Below are 21,368 nucleotides of genomic sequence, written 5' to 3' on the forward strand. Positions count from 1 at the left end.
TTCAGGAGTATAGGCTGTTTTCGTTTGCAACACGATATTGCCTTTTAACATCACTAAGTATTACTTTGTAATCCTTTATTTCCGAAGAGCATCCGCCGGCTCAGCAGCAATTAGTTTCTGACTAACAATCGTACTCATTAAAAGAATAATGATAAATGTTGAAATGACAGTAATCGCAATTTGCAGGGCTTGTATGATCATTCCGCCCCCTAGCAAAAGACTATATACATAACTGATGACGAAGAACATTCCGAGACTGAGAATCGTTGATGTACTAGCTAAAAGGATGTTTTCAGCTGCTAATATCCCCCTGATCCATCCCTTGTTGTAGCCGAGAGCTGCTAAAATTCCGATCTCACGGTATCTAGCGTTTGTTTGTTTAGCAAGCAGTACAATGCTAATAAAAAGTGCGATGGATAAAATAAGAATGGACACAGCAAGAAAAAGCTTCTTTACGCTGTTAAAGGTTTTCTCCAGAGCAGCGACTTGCTCCACAGCCGTTTTGGTCGTTATGTTTTGTTTTTCCAAACCCTCTGTTACCGGCACAATATCCGAAAAGCTTGTCACATCATAAGAAACTGAGAATGGCTTCTCTCCTCTCTCATGCTCATAAAGTGATTGCTCCACATCGGAGCTGATGAAAAAATCATCATAACCTGCGTTATAGATACCGCTGATTGTGAGAGGGAAACTGTGTCCGTTATATTTTAGMGTTATTTTTTGGCCAATGAGCTCACGAATATTATCGGTAAGTTTTCTCCCTACACTTGGCGTAATTGAAATCTCGTTCTCCCCATATCTCGGCATTATGCCATATGACATATTTTCAGTGGCTCTTGGCATGGGTATTTTCTCTTTAAAGCTAACGATCCCTACACTTAGGGTAAGTTCTACGTCCTTGAGTACGTATTGATAATAGACATTTTCAATTCTATAATCCTGGCTTAGTAGTTTGAATGGATCTTGTTTCTCATTTAACGCGATGTATCCATTATTGAACGCGGTGTTTTTATCTTTAAAATCAGTAATAGACTGACTCATGATGTTGCTGGATGAGAGTGAGACAACAAACAGCGCAATTCCTATTGCAATGACCAAGCTAACTGCCATATAACGAAATAGTCGCACTCTAAAATTTTTAAAAGCACGTTTCCAAATGGATACCTGGGTAYGGTTACTCGTATGCTTTGCTTTGATTTGCTTTTGGACTATCGTTTGTTCTGCTGATGTTACTTGAGATGAAATAACATATATCTTCCCATTTTCAATAGACAAAACTTCATCAGCCCACGAACATATCTTTTTATCATGGGTAATGACAACGACCAGCCGATCCCTTGCCACTTCCTTTAAGATATCCATGATTTGATTAGCTAACTCACGATCAAGTGCTCCAGTAGGCTCATCTGCGAATAATATTTGTGGATCATTCACAAGTGCTCTCGCAATCGCTACGCGTTGCTTTTGCCCCCCTGATAGATTTTCCACTTTTTCTTCTGCCTTCGTTTCGATGCCTAACTCTTTGATTAATGCAAATACCTTATCACGGTTTTCTTGCGCTGAATTCCCATTCAACTCAGCTGCGAGTAAAATATTTTCCATAACCGTATAGCCGCTTATTAAATTGTAACTTTGAAAAATAAACCCAATATGGTTTTGTCGGAATTGGCAAAGCTCTACTGGTGTCATTTCTGTAATTTTCTCATCGCATACCGTAATGTTTCCTTTGTAATTCATATCGAACCCTGCGAGCAGGTTCAATAATGTACTTTTCCCACTGCCTGATGCGCCAAGAATACAGGTAATCCCTCTATTCCGAAACGTATATCCTATACGGTTTAAAATAGTTTGGTCACCATATTTTTTTGTTACCTCTTCTAAAATAATCATGCTCTGTCACCTGACTTCAACGATTTAAATGTATTGACAGTCCCAATCACCATCGTTGTTATCAAGCCGCAAAACAAAGCAATGAGGATAATCAGGCCCGCCTCTATAGCATATGATTTGGCTTCCAAAACACCCGGCGAGCCAGTAATTGAATTCATAGCCATGTTGATGAGTGGAGAGGCCAACACAAATAATACAAATGCCGCTAAGCTAACAAACATGTATTCCACGAACGTCATTTTTGTTAGATCGCTATTCCTATAGCCGTTTATTTTGAAAATCGCATATTCTCTTTTACGCATAGCTGCTGTCATAAACGAAATGGCAAGCGAAACGATTAAAGACAGAATGCTAATGACAATGACAGCTGAGCCTGACTGCTCTTTCGCCTGAGCATTTAATCGAACCATATCTTCGACCAGTTCAAATCTGCCATTCGGCACAATTCCCATCGCCAGCAGCTCGTCTTTCAATGAAATCATGTCCTCGGCGCTATTTGCTCTCATCGAGAAATTAGACGTTTTGGATTTCATGTTCGCCTGTTCGCGCAGTTCAATAACCGATGATTTACTGAAAAAGAATGAGTCGTTTACTGGATACTCCTTAATCTCACCGTTAAACTCTACCACAGCTGTGGTATCCGCTACACCAACAATTTTGACAGTCGTACCAACTGGCTTTTCAACTGGCTCACCGGAATCCCAATTAAAAAGCGTCCCACGGAGGTCAATCGTTTTGCCGATGAGATCATTATTGGAAACGCCTAAAACATCTGCCAAGCTGTTTGAGACAACCACTTCATTATGATCACCCGTAGGCATTTTACCAGATATTAGCTTTTTGAATACAGGGACATTGTTTGAGCCCTCAATCTTGTGCTCCTTGCCATCTAAGACTACCGTAATATTATTCACTGCCTGGGCAAATACCACGTGCTTCACACGTTCATCATTTAAGTATTTTTCATAAAGGCCTGCAATGTCCTGATCCACATCGACATTTGGCTTTTGCTCTTGATCAGATTCGCTTGAACTGCCTGCGCTTATAAATTTAGATGCAATCTCAATATCAAAAAGGCCCTCGCCAATCGCAGCGTACAATTCATCAAAGCTGTTTTTACTCGTGTTTTGTATACGGCCTGTTGTATTCATTAATAGAAAGCTTGTCGATACCAATATGGCAATCACCAACACCGCGTATCTGCTTATTTTACTCTTTATATTGGTCATTGAGATTGACATGGTCCGCTTCACAGATAATGCGGGTTTTGCTGTCATCGGAGATGGTTTTGGCTTAGCTTGTTCGACTTTGGTTTCCGACACGAGCTCACCTTTATCAAACTCAAAAACACTGCTCTTATCGTCAAGCATCGAGCTATCATGCGTGACGATAATGACTGTACGCGTTTTGGCGATTTGCTTCAATATATTAATAATTACACTGGCTGATTTCGGGTCAAGCGCGGCTGTGGGCTCATCAGCAATAAGGACCTCAGGATTTTTCATAAGCTCTCTTGCTATAGCCACCCGCTGCTTTTGACCGCCAGATAGATTTCTGACCTTCTGCTTTGCGAGTTCATTAATTTTAAGCTGCTTCATGAGCTGAGTTATTCGTTCACCTGAAATGGTATCTTTTAAATAGAGAGGCATTTTTATGTTATCCAATACCGATAAATCGTCGATCAAATTAAATTCCTGCCATACGATCCCGATTTTTTTATTGTGATACTCACTCTTATCCTTTTGGCTGAGCGTTTTTAGATTTTGCTTTTTGTAATAAGCCTCACCTTTAAAATCCTGGTCCAAGCCTGCTAATATTTTGAGGAGGGTTGTTTTCCCGCTTCCTGATGCACCTACGATAAAGTTAAGCCCACCCTTGATTTCAAGAGATATATTTTTAAGTGCATATTCCTGGCCGAATAATCTGGATACATTATGAATTTCATACATGTTTATTTCTCCTATCTTTCCTTTATTATTGATGGCGGTTTCTATACTATAAGGGGTCAATGTGTCATTCAGGTGGCGGTGCGGCAATATATAGGATGAGATATGCAGCCCAATACAAATTTTGTTTGATGCATAGAAACAATAAAAAGAGCGTCAGCAAATAATCTATGTTTCACCATAGGTTACTTGCTGACGCTCAATTGTTTATAACGACTTATTTATTATCGATTACATAAATGAATTGCACGAGGTTATCGTTCACTTTGTAGGCCATAATCAGCATGTAGTATTCCTTGTCCTCATACGTGCAGGGTTTACAGTGATAAATATAGTCAATAGCCCAATCGCATACTACTTTCTTTACGTATAGTTATTAGGTGAATACCTATATTAAGGAGGCAACACTTATGTTCTATTCGATTCCTTGGATATCAGATCCACGGCATCAACCCTCTTTCTTTGCAAGAAATGCTGCTTATCCAGGTACTTATCCTTATAACCCATACACATGGCAGACGAATTATATCCCCTATAGGCAAACGCCTACTCCATTTTTTAGAATGAAATGGGGTAACGTACAAAGTAATACATGTATAAGTAAAGCCGAAGTAGAATTAAACCAAACTTTCCGAACGCTCTGGGAGCAACACGTCGCTTGGACGAGGATGCTCATTATTAGTATTGCGGAAGGCTTGCCTGATGAAGCGTTAGTTACCGAGCGTCTCCTCCGTAATCCCACAGACATGGCCTCCGTTTTTAAATATTATTACGGAGATACGGTAGCTTCTCAGTTTGACCGTTTAATGAGAGAACATCTTGTTTTGGCTGCACAGCTCGTTAAAGCTGCGAAGGCTGGCAATAATCAAGCAGCTGCGGAAGCAGAAAAGAAATGGTATGCCAATGCAGATGAAATCGCTGGCTTTATGAACAGTATCAACCCCAATTGGCCGAAGTCAGCCTTGGAGAACATGCTGCATGAGCATCTTCGCATGACCAAAGATGAAGCCGTATTTCGATTATCCAAAAATTATGAATCTGACATCGAAGCCTTTGATCAAATTGAGAAACAAGCACTGGATATGGCGGATGCATTTACAGCTGGCATCGTCACACAATTCCCCCATGCATTTCAATAACTAACGGAATGTGAATATAAGCCGGCTTATTTGTTGTTAAAAATGAGAGAGCACCCGCTTGGGTGCCTTTTCACTTTAAACAAATAAGTTCTTCCACCACAGATAACGAACTTCACATTTTTATTTTAAAAGTACACGCGGACGCAGCATCCGCTCCACAATACGAAGCATTTGTTTGCTTGTTAAAAAACGAGATGCTTGAGCTGTTATGAAGTTTTTGATCCCAGCAACAGCATAAGGCCGACCAGCCTCTAATGAGCGAAGCGCCACTTGTACAACATGTTCTGGCGTATCGCGCTTTCCGACAGATGCCTCTTCTGCTCCTACAACGCTGAAGAATGGGGTTTCCGTTGAACCTGGACATAAAGCAAGAAATTGGACACCGCGTTTGCGGTTTTCTTCCCAAAGCGCCTGTGTAAACGACAGTACAAAAGATTTGGTCGCTCCATACACCGCCATATACGGATCCGGTTGAAATGCTGCAGTAGAAGCTACATTAATGACGATACCGCTCCGTTTTTTAAGCATATCCGGTAAAAACAAATGAGTAAGATCCACAACTGCAACTACGTTGAGCATCACTTCTTCATGTACTCGGCCACTAGGCAACTGATCAAACCATCCATGGCTAGCAAATCCCGCATTATTAATTAATATATCTATGCTAAGTCCACGTTTTAGGCATTCTTGATATAGCTTCGCGGGCGAGCCTTCTTTGGATAGGTCTGAGACGATAACCTCCGTTTGAATGCCATGTTTCTTGCTTAGTTTCTCAGCTAATGCAACGAGCTTAGATTCCGAGCGTGCGGTTAAGATCAAATGGCTTCCTTTAGCAGCCAATTCATGAGCAAACGCTTCTCCTATACCCGAAGAAGCACCTGTAACCAGTGCCCACTTGTTTTGTACTTGTATCATTGTCTCAACCCTCTCAGATATTAAGTTTTCATATAGAAACATTGTTTCCTAATGAAACCATTGTATTTAATTACCCGCTTAATGTCAACTTACTGATCAAAAGTCATGATTGTTGTTAACGCGACACCCATTTTAGTTGGTGTTATGTAATTAAAAATAGTAAAATGAATGTCAGGAAACATCGTATCTCGAAAAAATTAAAGGTCTGAGGGTGAAGTTAGATGAACAATCCTTCCGATATGCCTTTCACAGATAACCGTACTGTTAAAACCTATCAGGAAACGAGACTGCAGCATACCGAGAATTTAAGACAAAACGTTGTAGAGGCAGCTGCAAGTATTTTGCAGGAACATGGCCCAGAGGCGGTTACGGTTCGGCGAGTTGCTGAGAAAATGGAATGTTCCACTAAAATCATTTACAACTTATTTAATAACAAAGAAGGTTTAGCTAAGCAATTATTTTTGGAAGGCTGCAAGCTGTTAGCCAAGTCCTTTGACTCGGTGCCAAAACAAGCAGACCTAGAGAAATATCTTCGTGACTTGAGTGAAGCTTATTGGAGTTTTGGACAATCCTATACAAGCTACTATATGTTGATGTTTGGCGGAGCTTTTAGCGAATTCAAACCGGAAGAGGAAAGTTTAAAAGCGACGATAACTGCTTTGCAACAAGTTATAAACACGATCGCTGAGGCAATAGAGCTAGAACTGATAGCCGAAAAAGACCCGATACTTGTTGTTCATGTGGTTTGGGCTTCATTACACGGAGTCATCCACCTTTACTTAGGTGGTCATATTCAAAGTGAAGCGATGGCGAAAACATTATATGACAGGACGGTGTCCAATTTAATTCAGACGTTCTTTCGGCACGCTAGTTGATTAAAATAATACCTTTCTCTATTTAAGGCTAGACAAAAAGTAAGGGCACCCACGCTTGGGTGCCCTTACTTTTTTTATTTATCTCGCAGTAGCCCCGCCATCGAGAATGAATTCTGCCCCCGTTGAGAAAGATGATTCATCGGATGCTAGAAAAACAACTAAATTCGCGACTTCCTCTACCGTACCAAAACGTCCTAATGGCGCCACAATTTCGGCTAATTCAGACTCAGGTATTTTAGCTGTGTTAACAGCGTAGGCTCCCATCGCCGTATTAATGTAGGCCGGATGAATCGAATTGACGCGGACATTAGCCGGAGCGTACTCAACGGCAGCATCCTTGGTCATAATTCGTACAGCGCCCTTGCTGGCACCATATGCAATATGACCTGCAGCCCCTTTTAGACCTGCAACGGAGGAGGCATTGATGACCGACCCGCCGCCTTTCTTCGCCATAAGCGGCATAACATGCTTCATCCCAAGAAATACGCTGGTGACATTGATGCTCATCATGCGATTAAACTCATCCAACGTCGTTTCTGCGAGAGGCTTAATGAAATAGATTCCCGCATTATTAAATAAAATATCAATTTGTCCATATGCGGATAAGGATGCGTCAACGACCTGCGTCCAGCTATCCTCATGACTGACATCATGGTGTAAAGCTAACGCTTCACCGCCGAACTGTTGAATCTCGTCCGCTGTTTTTTTAACATTTTCAAGATTGATATCCGTTACGACAACTTTGGCTCCCTCTTTAGCAAACCTAAGCGCTGTTGTTTTTCCTATACCTGTACCTGCACCTGTAATAACAGCAATTTTGCCTTGTAATCTCATCGTTGATCCTTCCTTTCGGATTTGTCTTCCTTACGAGATCCTAGTTACTGAAATGCAAATTAGACCGCTGTGTAGCCGCCATCAACAAGCAGGCTGGCACCTGTTATAAATGAAGCATCATCGCTGGCAAGGAACAAAACGGCTTTACCGACTTCTTCAGGTTTGCCAAGGCGTTTCATCGGATGCAAATCGATAAGATGCTGCGTAATCGCTTCATTCCGTCCTGCGATAAGCGGTGTATCAATGTATCCTGGGCATATTGCATTGACTCGAATGCCTTTAGTTGCATAGTCCGCACTCAGCGACTGTGTCAAAAGCTTAACGCCGCCTTTCGCAGAAGCATACGCAGTAACATTTGCTTTGCCAACGTGGCTATGGATGGAGCCGCAATTTACGATGGAACCGCCTGTGCCTTGTGCAAGCATTTGCTTGATTGCATATTTATCACAGAGAAATACGCCTGTTAGATTGATATCAATGGTTCTATTCCAGGCATCTAAGCTTAATAGATCAGCAGGCCCGTCCTTAGCTATACCTGCGTTTGCAAACAGAACATCCAGCTTGCCATATTTGTTCACCGTCTGGGATACCATATGAATGACGTCGTCCTCGTTGGACACGTCCGTTTTTACAAACAAGGTATCAAAGCCTTCTGTATTCAACTGATCGGAAACGCCCTGCCCATGATCAGAAAAATCCGCAATGACCACTTTCGCCCCTTCTTCGGCAAATAAGCGGACGGTTACTTCGCCAATACCGCTTGCACCGCCTGTAACAATAACAACTTTATCTTGGAATCTCATGTTATCAACACTCCTTCTTATGATTCGAGCCCATAAACGGTCTCGATTACGTTGTCCACAATCCGCCAATCTCACTCTTACTTTATAAGTACAAGTTTCTGTACCTTGATTTCATCTTATCATTGATATAAGTTAAGATAAATTTAAACAAATTGAATAATACTTAAGAAAAACTAAAACAAAGGAGATAGGTCATTCATGAATATCGAAAAGCTGGAGTATCTTGTTGAAGTTGTAAAAACGGGGTCAATCTCGGCTGCCGCTCAAAATCTTCATGTCACCGTATCGGCTATTAGCCAAGCGATTTCAAGTCTAGAATCGGAATGGGGGGTTGTTATCCTCAAGCGATCTCGGTCAGGAGCAGTACCAACAGCCGAAGGAATTGTCATTATAAAGAAGGTGTATGAAGTTCTGAACAAGTACAAAGAGCTAGTCGAGACCACGCAGGGCTATTCTAATTCTGTACAAGGCCATTTGCGATTCGCCACCATTCCCGGCCATGCTTTTCTGATTGAGAATGCCGTCATGGATTTTAAAAAGGATTATCCGCAAATACGAATGGAAATTTTCGAGAAGGGCTCTCAGGAAATTATTGACGACATTCTGCATAATCGAGCCGACTTGGGTTTTATTATTTTGTTTGAGAATCGCCTTGTTGAAAATATCGGACTGTCCATTGAACGCTTGATGAGTGTAAAGATGGTTGCTGCAGTAAGCACACAGTCTCCATTGGCGCTTAACAAAACGATTACACCAGAGGAAATTATGCAGCAAACGATCGTCTTGTATAATGATGATTATGTAAAATGGTTTATGGATGACTTTCAAGCCAAATATGGCGCTGTGGATATTTTGTTTACGACAAACAACCCGAATTCGATTGGCAGGGCACTCCTAAATCATCATGCCGTCACTATTGGCCTTGATTACTCTTTTGTGAGTGATTTGTCCATTATTCGGGATCAATCGGTCATTTTGGAGCTTGATTTAACAGGCCAAGGTGCTGTTTATTTAGGCCTTATTCAGCCTGAAGGACATCACTCTACCCCGATCTCAAAGAGCTTTATTACCCGGCTTAAACATGATCTAGCGGATGTAAAAGCTAATTTTGAGTCGTAAACAACTCCCGCAAATAAGGGCTCATGAACAAATCATGAGGGTCCATTTGCTTTCTTATTTTGGCAAATTCCTGCCACATCGGATAGCGCTTAATTAAATTGGCAGCTTTGAGCGTATGCATTTTACCCCAGTGGGGTCTGCCTTCATATCGAAGAAAGATTTGCTCCATCACTTCAAAATAACGTTTGTACGGCATGCCTTTATACATATGGACTGCTATATAGGCAGAATCGCGGCCATAAGCGGGACTAAGCCAGATCTCATCAGCCGCCACGTAACGGCACTCAATAGGGAAATGAACATGGAATCGCTCACGTTCCATTGCCTCTCGCATTTCACGTATGACCGACGTCATGGCTTCTTTCGGCAAGCTGTATTCCATTTCATAAAAACGGACGGTTCTTTCTGTCGCAAATATGCGATGGCTATAATTCGCTTTCGTCGCAACGGGTACACTTGATGCACTTAACCTGCTTATGGCAGCACTTGCTGTGGGGATCATCTTACAAAGCCCTGATAGTAAGCCAAACAATGTGTTTTCAATTAGCTTTTCGTTTACATATTCAATCCATTTGTTCGTAGGAATGGGCGCATCCGTCTCATTCATCAGTTTGACCTGACAAGTCTCCGCATATGGAAACCAAAAAAACTCAAAATGCCGGTTGTCCTCTACAAACTTCGGCAATTGCGTCAAGCAGTCCGTCAAAGCCATACGTTTGCTCTCATAGGACAGTACATAAGAGCTCTTTAAACGGAGCTTTACCTGAACAATAATGCCTAATGTTCCTAATGAAACCTGCAATGCTCGAAATACAGCCGGATGTGACTGCAGCGTATATTCCATCACTTCTCCTAAGCCGTTTACGACCGTTATGCCAGTCACCTGTGTAGCTATACTTCCTAAGCGCAGCCCTGATCCATGAGTTCCTGTACTAATCGCACCTGCAATCGACTGAACATCTATATCGCCTAGATTTTCCTGCGCTAGTCCCTCTTCATGCAACAGCTCGCCTAACCGCTTCAGCTTCGTTCCTGCCCAGACGACAGCCGTCTGCTCGTCAGCATTTACACTCACCACTCCTTGCAGCTCGTCAAGCGATACAAGCACCTGATCAGAAGCAGCAACCGCCGTAAAAGAGTGCGCTGACCCTACAACGCGCAAATACTTGCCTTTATTCAAACACTCATGACGAACGATTGCCACTACTTCATCTATCGTCTTCGGATGCCGAATAAGCTCAGGAGCGGCAGTGACTGACCCCGACCAATTTGTCCAGCTTTTCCGATTCGCTTTCATAGGAAACATTCCCCTTCTCCGCGGTAGGTTAAGTACTCGTCAACAATGCCTTCCCCAGTTATCGCATACAGCTTCGGAAACCGTTCACATAATTCCCCAGCCTTCGCATGCCGGAAAAAGATTGGATCTCCCAGCTCGAGAGCCAAACCGCTTGGACAACGAAGCGGCGTCTGCACCTCACCCGCGCCTTCTAACGAAATCAACGTTAAGCCTTCAGGCAAATGCGGCTGCGGCGCTTTTTCCGCGCTAACAGCACCTGAAGCGGTGTAACCCCCGCCCAAGCAGGTTACCATATCTAATCTAGGCTTCCGCACGACTTCCACCGCATATCCAGCAGCAGGAAAATACTGAAAATCAGCATAATGATCGAACAGCGTAGGACAATAAAAACCAGAGCCTACGGTGATTTCCGTTACTCCCTGCTCCAATTTGGAGCTGCTTATACTCCCAGTACCTCCAGCGTTTACAAAGCGCAGTTCCCCGCCTAACGCGTGAATACCTTGCAGCACTTCCTCACGCCTTTCAGCTACTTCTCGAATTGAACGCCGCTTCAGCTGGCGGATGAATGAATTTTTTAACCACTGTCCCAAGACTTGATCCCCTACTCCAGCAATTTGCGCCTCGTAGCCCATTACACCATCCAGCCTTACCCATTTGGATTGCATAATCCGTTCGGCAATCGGCTTAGCCAGTGGCCATGAGGTTACCGGTGATCTCCATATGCCAAAATGCAGTCCTGGATAGTTTGCAGACATATCGATATCCAAACAAAGCGCTGCCTGTACGCCAGTGGCCGCTGCAAGCCGCTCGATATGCTCCACATGCTGAATGGAATCAACCATAAATACAACCGTTCGGCCACTAGCTGCAGCTTCTAACAGAATTGAAATTTCGCCCGGCTCCCAAGCGGGATAACCAAGCAGCAAATCATCAAAGCCATGCCTCAGCAGAAAAGCCGCCTCTCTTGCCGTATAACACATGATACCTTGATACACTTTGTCTGAATGAAGAATACGTCGAAGAACCTCCACAGACCTTATTGATTTACTTGCGACACGAATTTTCTTGTCACCCGCCGCAGCCGCTATGGCTCTGCTATTCGCATCCAATAAATCAAGATTTACATAAGCAAAAGGCTTCGCTGTCTGCGCAAAAATCCTTTTATATTGCTCATAGTGAGGGAGCTCGATAGGCCATTCTCCATTCTGTTTACGCATGTTTATTTTTACATTATATTCCTCATTTCTAATTGAAATCCTTTTTATTTGCTGGCGCTTAGCTTGCCGGGAATGTGAGCAGCCTTGCGTTTGCCGCAAATCCGATTACAAAAAAAAGAGCTGTCCTTCTCCCGCCAGCGGCGTTTGAAAGACAGCTCTTTGTTGTATATTCGAAAATGATCTTACGCTTTGTTGGATGAACCAAACTCACGCATTTTGCCCATAACGGTTTGTTTGATTCCTTCGCGACCTGGAGCAAGGAATTTACGCGGATCGAAAGCTTCGGAATCTGCGCTCAACACTTCACGAACGATTTTTGTGAATGTGATTTGGTTTTCTGTATTTACGTTGATTTTCGCTGTTCCTAGCGAAATGGATCTTTTGATGTGCTCAGTTGGGATACCTGTGCCGCCATGCAATACTAGTGGCAATTTGATTGTTTGGCAAATTTCTTCCATTTCTTTGAAGCCTAGGTTTGGTTCACCTTTGTAAGGACCGTGAACGGAACCAAGTGCAGGAGCAAGGCAGTCAATACCAGTACGTTGTACTAGCTCGAAGCACTCCTTAGGATCTGCATAAATAACGCCTTCAGCTATTACATCGTCTTCTTGTCCGCCAACTGTACCTAGCTCAGCTTCAACAGAAACGCCGCGCTCGTGCGCGTATGCAACAACCTCTTGAGTCGTTTTTACGTTTTCTTCAAATGGTGAGTGTGAAGCATCGATCATAACGGATGTAAATCCAGCATCGATCGCAGCTTTACATTTTTCAAAGCTAGAACCGTGATCCAAGTGGATCGCAACAGGAACTGTAATTTTCATTTCTTCAATTAGTGATTTCACGATTGCAGTTACAACTGTGAAACCTCCCATGTAACGAGCTGCGCCTTCAGAAACGCCAAGGATAACCGGGGATTGCTCTTCTTGAGCAGCGCCTAGAATGGCTTGTGTCCACTCCAAGTTGTTGATGTTGTATTGACCAACTGCATAGCCTTCTTTTAACGCTTTGTTCAACATTTCTTTCATTGATACCAATGCCATATTAAAATCCTCCTTAGAGTTTAACTAACTATTTTTAATCATGTAAATGCCTGATTATATTGTGAGAATAATCACTAATGAATAGTCAGGACCATTAACATTCTGAATACCTAGTACTTCTTTATCAATCACCCAACTATTGTACATCTTTATCCTTTAATAAATCAACTTATTTTGCCCCTAAATAACGAACACTTCCCAGCTGCAATCGCTTACACATAGGTTTTTCATCATTTTTTTCTCGAAAATAATATAGTGAAGCAATAAAGTAAATTTTATTCATGATTTACAAGTGCTGATCAACATATCAAGGGATGTTTAGAGTTTGTACAGAGCAGGATGGTATAATTAGGAATGTGCCAATTAGCATATTTTTACAAATTGATGACCACAACCAGGAGGAAAAATCATGCATGTTGATCATCTACACAAAGATTCATTTTTTAGAAGGATTTTATTAGTTGTTACTTCCTTTATTTTGGTACTCTCAGCGGCGCCGATAACGCCTGTGCTGGCGAGCTCCGAGCCGGACTCGCTGCCAATCTATGTCGGCTGGCAAAATTTTAATCATACCGGTCCTACTGCAGTTGTATCTAATGATGCGACCAGAGTGCTGAGCTTCCCGGCTATTCCGGGCCGAAATAACACCGCCACAACAGCGAACGGACGATTAAGAGTAGTGCCGGTTACGAATGATTCAAGCGGCATCGTCGTTCGTACAAATAAAATTAAGCTTGACGGCGGCTTTAGCACTTATTTTGTCATGCATTTGAATGGAAGCACTTCGTTAAATAATTTAAACTTTCCGGGACCCGCTGATGGTCTAACCTTTATTATTCAGGATAATCCGACTCCTGTTCTAGGCGGGGTAGGCGAAGGCGTAGGCTATGCCGGTATTCCAAACTCCGTAGGTGTAGAGTTCGATACGTGGAAAAACCTCGGACCTCATAAGGGGATTCAATACAATGATCCTAATCTCCCTTATAGTCTCTCAAATCGATACCATCCGGCAACCAACCCAACCGGCCCTACTGCCGATCATGTCGCTATTGTAATGAATGGCAACAACCATCATCAACAGGGCAGTGGCGACGTTATTGATAATTTGCAAGGAGCCAACTTCCGTTTGTACGATTACGCCGCAAGCGATGCTTACGTTCATGTTTGGGTTGATTATGACGATAATGGACGTCTAACTACAACTTATGGTCCAAGTGATAATCGAACGAATGCGAATAACAGATCACTGACTCGTAATGTCGGTACATCCCTTATGAACAAAGAGGTATATGTAGGCTTTGGCGCGAGTACAGGGGGAGCCAACTCCCATCATGATATTCTGGCATGGTATTTCAAAAACTCCTACGTTGATGGAGGACTAAAACCCGACGGAAATTACAAGCAAGGACCAAGTGCAGTTACAATCAATAAAGTATTCTCCACAGGTGTTGGAGCACAGAAGGGTATTGATATCAAGGTCAACGGCATTAGCAAAAGTGATAACTTACCTAATGAAAAGGTTGATATTTATGTTAACAATCAATTAGTAGATGGCGAGTACAGTACAAATAGTGAGGGCGTGCTTGTTTATACCTTTGATGATTCGAGTCATCTGCAGGCCGGTAATAACAATATTACTGTGATCACCAGTAACGGAGGCACTTCTGCGAGCAGCTCAGCGATTATGACTGAGGCGCCTGTGGCAAGTAACATTGTGTTGTCCTATACGGCTAATGGCATTGTGACGATTGATGGCGTTCCGAATGGAGTAGCCGTAACCCTATACGACGACAATCATGAAGTCATTGCAACCTCGTCAATTGCAACGAACGGAACGGTTCGCTTGACATTGACCGACGATGGCAAGGATATACTAGCTGGCGCCAGTCAAATTGATATTTCTTATGCAAAAAATGGTGAAGTAGCCAGCAACGTAACAGCAGTATCTCCTATTTTACGGAGCAGTGCGCCTGAAAAAGAGAAAATCACTACGAATGTACCCAAAAACACAGTAACCGTTAAAGACGTCCCACCGGGCTCGACTGTTAAAGTGTATGGTGACGATGACGAGCTCATCGGTACAGCAACTAACAACGGCAATGAAGAAACAGAAGTGGTAGTCACTATTGATCCGCCAACCAAGCTTCAAAAAGGTGACATCATTGAGGTTACAATTACAGAAGAAGACGGCAAGCCAGAAAGCGAACGAGTAACAAGCATAGCGAAGCTGGAGAGCGACCCGTTGGACGAGAAAAAAATCACAACAAACGCAACGAACAATACGGTAACGATTAAAGACGTACCGCCAGGTACAACCATCAACGTATATGACAAGAACGGCGAGGTTATTGGAACAGCTACTAACACTGGCACGGAAGCAGATATCGTAGTTGAAATTAAAGAACCGAATACGCTTGTGGCAGGAGACAACATTAAAGTTACAGTTACAGAGACAGGTAAGCTCGAAAGTGAGCCAGTGTCTAGCGAAGCGAAGCTGGACAGCGTGCTTGACACAAATAACGTTAAAACGAACGCAACAAACAATACCGTAACCGTTAAGGATGTACCGCCGGGTGCAACCATTCTAGTATACGACGAGAACGGTGATGTTATCGGTAAGGCTACAAATACAGGCACATCAAAAACAGCCGTTGTCGTTACTATTGAACCTACAAACGCGCTTGCTGAAGGCGATATTGTAAAAGTTACGATCACAGAAGACGGTCATCTGGAAAGTAAACCGATATCGAGCGAAGCAAAAACGGAAAGCGCGCCGCTTGAGAGTAACAATGTGGAAACAAACGCAACGAAAAACGCAGTAACCGTTAAAGACGTACCACCAGGTGCAACTATCAACGTATATGACAAGAACGGCGATGTTATTGGTACAGTTACAAACACGGATACGTCCATAGCTACCGTTGTAGTTAACATTGAAGCCCCGCATGTACTTGGTGAGGGAGACTTGGTTAAGGTTGCAATTGCAGAAGTTGGAAAGCTGGAAAGCCCATCCACTTCTAGCACAGCAAAAATAGATAGTGGCTCACCGGAAAGTTCAACGATTAAAGCAAGTGTATCGAATGGCAGCGTTAAGGTAGTAGAGGTGCCTGCTGGGGCGACCATTATTGTATACGACGAAAATGGTACAGAGTTGAAACGTGCGGTAAATGCCGGAGAAGAGACGGGAACCGTTGTCATCGGAGGACTTGACCTTGAGCCTGGAACCAAAATTCAAGTGACATTAACGGAAAAAGACAGATATGAAAGCAAGCCCTTACTTATAACGGTCGAATTCACGACAGACGAAGCCATTGATGATGCACTGAGGGCCCTGCAAATCGGTTACCAAGCAAACGATACATGGGAGAGTGTTACGCTTCCTGTACTCATTGTAACAACAGGGGCAAATGAAACGATGATCGATTGGACTTCCAACAAGCCAAGTGCAATTGAAATTTCATTGCCTGAGAATGGATCAATCAAGACACTTGTTCATCGTCATGCAAAGGATGAGAGTGTTATACTCACCGCTTCCGTTTCTAAAAATGGTGTAACGAAAACCCGCACATTCCTGTTAATTGTCAAAGCCGAGAACCTAACAAAGACAACAATCGAGAATTATCGACAAGTCCCTGTTGTTGGCGGCTCAGACAATGAGGTGAGTGAGCCGGTTGGCATTAATCGTGTTATGTTATCAAATGGAGTAAAAATTGACAAAGCCATTTTTGATCCGGCAGCAGCAGCAAGGTTTATTAATGATCTTAGAACAAAAAACGGAGTATCAACTGTACTTGTTGATGAGGTTACAGGAGACGAGCCAGGTGAGATTGCTGTCGAAATTCCTGGACAATCTATAAGACTGTTAAACACCAACCAAAATACGCTAGATATACGTACAGAATATGCAACTATATCCATTGCTGCAAATGTTATTGACCGCATGGCAGATCGTTATCTTGACTTGTTTTTCCGCTTAATTCCTGTTAAAGATGCTGGTCATCAAGCGGAATTAAATACCAGCATTGTGAATGAGACAGTTGTCAGAGCAGCGGCTGGAAGCCGAAATGTTGCAGTGATTGGCTCCTCGTTGGAAATTGAAACAAACTATCGCGATTACACAACAACACTGTTCTTACCATTTGCAAAAAACGGAATCACCGTACCTGCAAGCAACTACGACAGCTTTTTAGATTCGCTGCGAATCTTTGTAGAGCATAGCGATGGAGAAAAAGTGGTAATGAAACCTGCCGTTGTGTACAGCGGTGATACTCCAATTGGGCTAGAGATTGAAATTGACAAGTTTAGCATTTTCTCCGTTATTCAGTTAACAGAACGGTCGACAGGTGAAAGCACCGTCATACCCGCTCAGCCTGTGACGGAGCAAGTGAAGAAGACCACCATCGATCCAAAAGCGGGAACCATTGTTCTTGATCTAGTTGATGGCAGCGGTAAGGTGGACACATCAGGCTTTATAGTAAAAATTAGTGGCAAGGCAGTGGAAATAAAAGACGTTAGAATGGATGGCAATCAAGTTATTATTCAGCTGAAGAATCCTATTCCCGTTGGTTATGAAGCAACCGTATCTTATAAGCCGGGCAGCGGCTTCACAGGCACTTTGAAGTCTTTCACTGACCTGAACATTGCAAACCCTGGCCATCATAATGCTTATATTAAAGGCTTCCCTGATGGCACATTCCGCCCGAATAACACGATCACGAGAGCGGAGATGTCGGCTTTACTAGCACGCAACAAAAATTTACCTAATGTTTATGAATACCAAAAGCTCTACCCAGATGTTGCAAAAGGCTTCTGGGCCGCAGCTAACATCGAGCAGCTACAAGATATTGGATTAATGATTGGCGATAAGCAGGGCAACTTCCGGCCAAATGACCGCATAACGAGAGCCGAAATGGCAATGATTGCGGCCAAATGGTTAAATGCTGATCTTAACGGACCATTCACGAACACATTTGAGGACGTATCTGATCAGCACTGGGCTGCAGCAGCTATTGCCGCTGTAAACAAAGCGGGGGTTATGATCGGTTTTGAAGATGGCTCGTTCGGTCTGAAGGAATATGTAACACGTGCGCAAGCAGTTACCATTATGAACCGTTTGCTAGGAAGAGGACCGCTTACAGGCGTGACAACACCATCTTGGCCGGATGCGACTTCTGCTCACTGGGCATTCGAGCATATTGAAGAAGCTTCAAAAGATCACTATTATACGTATCTTTCGGATGGTAAAGAGCTATTATTTAAGCAATAGCACCATCCTGTCGCTATTGAAGTGGATTCAAGCTCGACAATTCATTCATACTCAAAAGCCAAGAAAATGCTGGGTTATAACTAGCATATTTCTTGGCTTTTCTCTTACTGCACAATCAACATGAAGGACTGTAAAGCCGTGTCAAAGTCAAGATAAGCGTCATCCGTTGTTGGATTGCGTTCTGGTAATCAGATTACGAACTTCATCTGAATACAAGTAAAACAACCCGGCAAGTGTTCGCGAATCTCCGCTTTGGCGTCGCTCTTGCAGCTGCACATAATGATCAGGTTTCATACAAGCGAATCAAAAAAATTAATGCCTGATTTTCGGCTACGTTATATTTCTGAAGGCTCTATAATAAGAGCATAATCTAAGATTAGGGCGTGCAAACATGGTACCTGCAGAGCGTAACGAAGAATACTACAGGGCGTTATTAGAGAAAAGAACGGAATATGAAGGCGTATTTTATGTAGGCGTCAAAACGACTGGCGTGTTCTGTCGTCCAACCTGCCCGGCACGAAAGCCTAAATTTGAAAACTGCGAATTTTATGAGACGGCACAACAAGCGCTGCTTGCCTCCTATCGGCCATGCCAAAGATGCCGTCCGCTTTCCCACCCAAACCATGTATCGGAGGTTGTTCGCCAGCTTGTTGCTGCCGTTGAGGAAAATCCTGAAAAACGATGGAAAGAACAAGATTTCAAAAATCTTTCGGTTGATGAGTCAACAGCGCGCCGTCAGTTCAAGAAGCGATTTGGCATGACGTTTGTTGAATATGCTCGCGCTCGCCGCATGGGACTTGCCTTGAAGAACATTAGATCGGGTCAAACGATCATTGATACTCAGCTATCTGCTGGTTATGAATCCAGCAGCGGTTTCAGAGACGCTTTCTCGCGAATTATGGGGGCCGCGCCTACATTAGTAGAGAATAGTCAGGTTTTGAAAGCTTCTTGGATCGACACAAGGCTTGGGCCGATGATTGCAATTGGGGATGAGAGTGCACTTTATCTTCTTGAATTTGTTGATCGGCGAGGGCTAGAACGCGAAGTAGAAAGGCTTCGTCAACGGACAAAATCCGCCATCATTCCAGGTGTCACGGAACCAATCCAATCGATTGAAAGTGAATTGACCCGCTATTTTGACGGAAAACTGACCGAATTTAAAACCCCCGTCTCGTTGCTTGGATCACCTTTTCAGAAGAGCGTATGGGAGCAATTAATGAAAATTCCGCCGGGCGAAACGCGTTCCTATTCAGACATCGCCGCTGCACTCAGTAAACCATCCGCCTATCGTGCTGTCGCTCAGGCCAATGGCGCAAATCAGCTCGCGATTATGATTCCTTGTCATCGAGTCATCAACTCAAATGGTGATTTAGGCGGCTATGGCGGTGGATTAACACGTAAAAACTGGCTATTACATCACGAGAAACAAGGAGAATAATATGACGTTGGAAGAAGTGCGCTGTCCGTGCATAACCAACTGCGCTTTTAAAAATGAAAGACCGACCTCAGCGTTCTACACGAAGCTGAGATCGGTCTTTCATGACGGATTATCCTATAGGGTTATCCTTTTCTACAACCGTTACTTCAAGACCGCCAAACTTTGTCGCTAGCTTACTATAGATAAAGGCACTTAACATCCCAATCAAGCCATAAACAAAAATAAGTATAACGGGCATAATAATATAAGGAATTCCTGCTGACAGTAAGCCTGGTTTGCCAATAGCGAGTCCAATAATCGCGACTAAAAAGCCTAAAACAACCATAATCGATAATGGAATAATAGCAAAATATAATGTCGCTTTAAAAGCACTCTTCGGCCCTATTTTTATAATTTCTAATTTTTTCATAACACTTCCCCCTCCTTTTAATTTTATTTTTGATATATTTTCCACAATAACATAATGTTACATTATTTTCTTTTTATTTTTTATTAAATTCTTGCAAATTTTCTTAAAGCTGCCCCTCACCAAACACCTCAGCCCGATACTTCTTAGGCGTTACGCCTAAAGCTCCTTTAAACACCCTGCAAAAATAAGAGGAGTTTTGAAATCCAACCTCACTTGCTATTTCACTAACACTTTTCGATGTCGTCTCCAGTAGGTGACATGCCTCTCTTAATCGCCTAGAACAAATGAACTTCGTTAGGCTGCTCCCTGTTTTTTCACTGAAAGTGTGGGACAAATAGAAGGTAGACAGATGAAGCTCGTCCGACAGGCTCTCCAGCATAAACTTATCTCTAAAGTTTGCATCCACCCAGTTGATAATCAGCTTGATCGTCAACGAGGTTTTTGGCTCAGGTGCTGGGGTCTTTATCGGCGCCAACTGCTTTTCGAAGTGACGGAGCTGCTGTAGAAAGGAAATAACGAATAATAGATATTCCTCATGCCATTTGGAGGGAGGGACATTTTTTAACCTTATATTGAGCATCTCATAGAGGTTTATAAAATCATTTTGGGCTGGTGGCATATATAGAACAGGATGAGTTAGCGTGGACTTCCATAGAACAGAAAAAAACTTGTGAAGCGATGGAAAGATCGCGAGTGCCGAAGACACAGGAAAAGGATCAAACATAAACACAGTCCGTACAAAACGCTCGCTCACCTCCAGCCGGTGCAGCTGGAAAGGCTGGAAAAGCAGCAGCGTACCCGGTTTAATTGGAAATTGGCAACCATGGATGTGGGCGATGCCTTCGCCTTCATACACATATAGGAATTCCATGCTTTGGTGAGCGTGGAACACCTCCCAGCTGCGCTGATTGCTTGTCTTAAAATAGTTAAGATGGAAAGGCTCCTTGTTCAAATTCACGTTCGTGCTAAGCTTCATACGATCCCTCCTGCATCATGAAATCTATAATGAAAGCGCTTCTAATAATTGTAGCAAAAGACAGCAACAAAATATCATTTTCTAGCAATGAAATGAAAATTGTAGCGCTTACATTTTGTTATGCTGGAAGTATGTCAGACATTTAAAGGAAGTCCTCATTCTTTTCATAAAAGGTGGTGAAGCCCTGCCCTGCATGCATGCAGC

Annotated in this window: 15 protein-coding genes; 5 read left to right on the forward strand and 10 right to left on the reverse strand. The window is 43.0% G+C overall.

Annotated elements, in window-relative coordinates:
* Nucleotides 1–75: 75 nt before the first annotated feature.
* Nucleotides 76–1,890, reverse strand: a complete 1,815-nt coding sequence (locus tag AC1DSE_RS05630) for an ABC transporter ATP-binding protein/permease (protein ID WP_477527481.1) — start codon at nucleotides 1,888–1,890, stop codon at nucleotides 76–78.
* Nucleotides 1,887–3,839, reverse strand: coding sequence for an ABC transporter ATP-binding protein/permease (locus AC1DSE_RS05635; protein ID WP_477509552.1), 1,953 nt, complete (start codon nucleotides 3,837–3,839; stop codon nucleotides 1,887–1,889). The genes AC1DSE_RS05630 and AC1DSE_RS05635 overlap by 4 nt, the downstream gene beginning before the upstream one ends.
* Before the next feature lie 407 nt (nucleotides 3,840–4,246).
* Between AC1DSE_RS05635 and AC1DSE_RS05640 the strand changes: the two genes are divergently transcribed.
* Nucleotides 4,247–4,975 (forward strand): LysM peptidoglycan-binding domain-containing protein, encoded by a 729-nt coding sequence (locus AC1DSE_RS05640; RefSeq protein WP_477509553.1) that lies wholly within the window; start codon nucleotides 4,247–4,249, stop codon nucleotides 4,973–4,975.
* Nucleotides 4,976–5,095: 120 nt separating this feature from the next.
* Here AC1DSE_RS05640 and AC1DSE_RS05645 read toward each other — a convergent pair whose 3' ends face one another.
* Complete coding sequence (locus tag AC1DSE_RS05645; RefSeq protein ID WP_441878299.1) at nucleotides 5,096–5,890, reverse strand: SDR family NAD(P)-dependent oxidoreductase; 795 nt, start codon at nucleotides 5,888–5,890, stop codon at nucleotides 5,096–5,098.
* Nucleotides 5,891–6,111: 221 nt separating this feature from the next.
* Here AC1DSE_RS05645 and AC1DSE_RS05650 point away from each other — a divergent pair, with 221 nt between their 5' ends.
* Entirely contained in the window at nucleotides 6,112–6,765 is a 654-nt protein-coding gene (locus AC1DSE_RS05650; RefSeq protein ID WP_441878297.1) for a TetR/AcrR family transcriptional regulator, read from the forward strand.
* 78 nt (nucleotides 6,766–6,843) lie between these two features.
* On the opposite strand, the gene AC1DSE_RS05655 is transcribed toward AC1DSE_RS05650, so the two are convergent.
* A complete protein-coding gene (locus AC1DSE_RS05655; RefSeq protein WP_477509554.1) occupies nucleotides 6,844–7,599 on the reverse strand; it encodes an SDR family NAD(P)-dependent oxidoreductase in 756 nt (251 codons plus the stop codon).
* A gap of 59 nt (nucleotides 7,600–7,658) precedes the next feature.
* Nucleotides 7,659–8,402, reverse strand: a complete 744-nt coding sequence (locus AC1DSE_RS05660; RefSeq protein ID WP_441878295.1) for an SDR family NAD(P)-dependent oxidoreductase — start codon at nucleotides 8,400–8,402, stop codon at nucleotides 7,659–7,661.
* A gap of 198 nt (nucleotides 8,403–8,600) precedes the next feature.
* On the opposite strand from AC1DSE_RS05660, the gene AC1DSE_RS05665 reads away from it, so the two are divergent.
* On the forward strand, nucleotides 8,601–9,521 hold the full coding sequence (locus AC1DSE_RS05665; RefSeq protein ID WP_441878293.1) for a LysR family transcriptional regulator: 921 nt from the start codon (nucleotides 8,601–8,603) through the stop codon (nucleotides 9,519–9,521).
* On the opposite strand, the gene AC1DSE_RS05670 is transcribed toward AC1DSE_RS05665, so the two are convergent.
* The 3 genes from AC1DSE_RS05670 to AC1DSE_RS05680 all read right to left on the reverse strand — a co-directional run bounded on the left by AC1DSE_RS05670 (nucleotide 9,505) and on the right by AC1DSE_RS05680 (nucleotide 13,075).
* Nucleotides 9,505–10,827, reverse strand: a complete 1,323-nt coding sequence (locus AC1DSE_RS05670) for a D-arabinono-1,4-lactone oxidase (protein WP_477509555.1) — start codon at nucleotides 10,825–10,827, stop codon at nucleotides 9,505–9,507. The two genes, AC1DSE_RS05665 and AC1DSE_RS05670, sit on opposite strands and share 17 nt — an antisense overlap.
* Nucleotides 10,815–12,035, reverse strand: coding sequence for an amino acid deaminase/aldolase (locus AC1DSE_RS05675; RefSeq protein WP_477509556.1), 1,221 nt, complete (start codon nucleotides 12,033–12,035; stop codon nucleotides 10,815–10,817). Before AC1DSE_RS05675 ends, AC1DSE_RS05670 begins: the two co-directional genes overlap by 13 nt.
* Before the next feature lie 182 nt (nucleotides 12,036–12,217).
* The gene (locus tag AC1DSE_RS05680; protein WP_054025684.1) at nucleotides 12,218–13,075 is read right to left on the reverse strand and encodes a class II fructose-bisphosphate aldolase; all 858 of its coding nucleotides are present in this window, start codon (nucleotides 13,073–13,075) and stop codon (nucleotides 12,218–12,220) included.
* Nucleotides 13,076–13,484: 409 nt separating this feature from the next.
* Between AC1DSE_RS05680 and AC1DSE_RS05685 the strand changes: the two genes are divergently transcribed.
* Both AC1DSE_RS05685 and AC1DSE_RS05690 read left to right on the forward strand, forming a co-directional pair.
* Nucleotides 13,485–18,341: an S-layer homology domain-containing protein gene (locus AC1DSE_RS05685; protein WP_477509557.1), complete on the forward strand. Its 4,857-nt coding sequence runs from the start codon at nucleotides 13,485–13,487 to the stop codon at nucleotides 18,339–18,341.
* A gap of 391 nt (nucleotides 18,342–18,732) precedes the next feature.
* Entirely contained in the window at nucleotides 18,733–19,779 is a 1,047-nt protein-coding gene (locus AC1DSE_RS05690) for a bifunctional transcriptional activator/DNA repair enzyme AdaA (protein ID WP_477509558.1), read from the forward strand.
* A 109-nt stretch (nucleotides 19,780–19,888) separates the two neighbouring features.
* Here the strand turns inward: AC1DSE_RS05690 and AC1DSE_RS05695 are convergent, their stop codons facing one another.
* On the reverse strand, nucleotides 19,889–20,188 hold the full coding sequence (locus tag AC1DSE_RS05695) for a hypothetical protein (protein ID WP_477509559.1): 300 nt from the start codon (nucleotides 20,186–20,188) through the stop codon (nucleotides 19,889–19,891).
* Nucleotides 20,189–20,291: 103 nt separating this feature from the next.
* On the reverse strand, nucleotides 20,292–21,164 hold the full coding sequence (locus AC1DSE_RS05700) for a helix-turn-helix transcriptional regulator (protein WP_477509560.1): 873 nt from the start codon (nucleotides 21,162–21,164) through the stop codon (nucleotides 20,292–20,294).
* Nucleotides 21,165–21,368 lie beyond the last annotated feature (204 nt).

The organism is Paenibacillus sp. 01L418 (assembly GCF_056400045.1).

What these genes read in the sequence shown, in the direction of transcription:
- AC1DSE_RS05645 (WP_441878299.1), bottom strand. Translation starts at nt 5,890, where the DNA reads ATGATACAAGTACAAAACAAGTGGGCACTGGTTACAGGTGCTTCTTCG.
- AC1DSE_RS05635 (WP_477509552.1), bottom strand. Translation starts at nt 3,839, where the DNA reads ATGTATGAAATTCATAATGTATCCAGATTATTCGGCCAGGAATATGCA.
- AC1DSE_RS05680 (WP_054025684.1), bottom strand. Translation starts at nt 13,075, where the DNA reads ATGGCATTGGTATCAATGAAAGAAATGTTGAACAAAGCGTTAAAAGAA.
- AC1DSE_RS05700 (WP_477509560.1), bottom strand. Translation starts at nt 21,164, where the DNA reads ATGAAGCTTAGCACGAACGTGAATTTGAACAAGGAGCCTTTCCATCTT.
- AC1DSE_RS05640 (WP_477509553.1), top strand. Translation starts at nt 4,247, where the DNA reads ATGTTCTATTCGATTCCTTGGATATCAGATCCACGGCATCAACCCTCT.
- AC1DSE_RS05675 (WP_477509556.1), bottom strand. Translation starts at nt 12,035, where the DNA reads ATGCGTAAACAGAATGGAGAATGGCCTATCGAGCTCCCTCACTATGAG.
- AC1DSE_RS05655 (WP_477509554.1), bottom strand. Translation starts at nt 7,599, where the DNA reads ATGAGATTACAAGGCAAAATTGCTGTTATTACAGGTGCAGGTACAGGT.
- AC1DSE_RS05690 (WP_477509558.1), top strand. Translation starts at nt 18,733, where the DNA reads ATGGTACCTGCAGAGCGTAACGAAGAATACTACAGGGCGTTATTAGAG.
- AC1DSE_RS05665 (WP_441878293.1), top strand. Translation starts at nt 8,601, where the DNA reads ATGAATATCGAAAAGCTGGAGTATCTTGTTGAAGTTGTAAAAACGGGG.
- AC1DSE_RS05650 (WP_441878297.1), top strand. Translation starts at nt 6,112, where the DNA reads ATGAACAATCCTTCCGATATGCCTTTCACAGATAACCGTACTGTTAAA.
- AC1DSE_RS05660 (WP_441878295.1), bottom strand. Translation starts at nt 8,402, where the DNA reads ATGAGATTCCAAGATAAAGTTGTTATTGTTACAGGCGGTGCAAGCGGT.
- AC1DSE_RS05695 (WP_477509559.1), bottom strand. Translation starts at nt 20,188, where the DNA reads ATGAAAAAATTAGAAATTATAAAAATAGGGCCGAAGAGTGCTTTTAAA.
- AC1DSE_RS05685 (WP_477509557.1), top strand. Translation starts at nt 13,485, where the DNA reads ATGCATGTTGATCATCTACACAAAGATTCATTTTTTAGAAGGATTTTA.
- AC1DSE_RS05670 (WP_477509555.1), bottom strand. Translation starts at nt 10,827, where the DNA reads ATGTTTCCTATGAAAGCGAATCGGAAAAGCTGGACAAATTGGTCGGGG.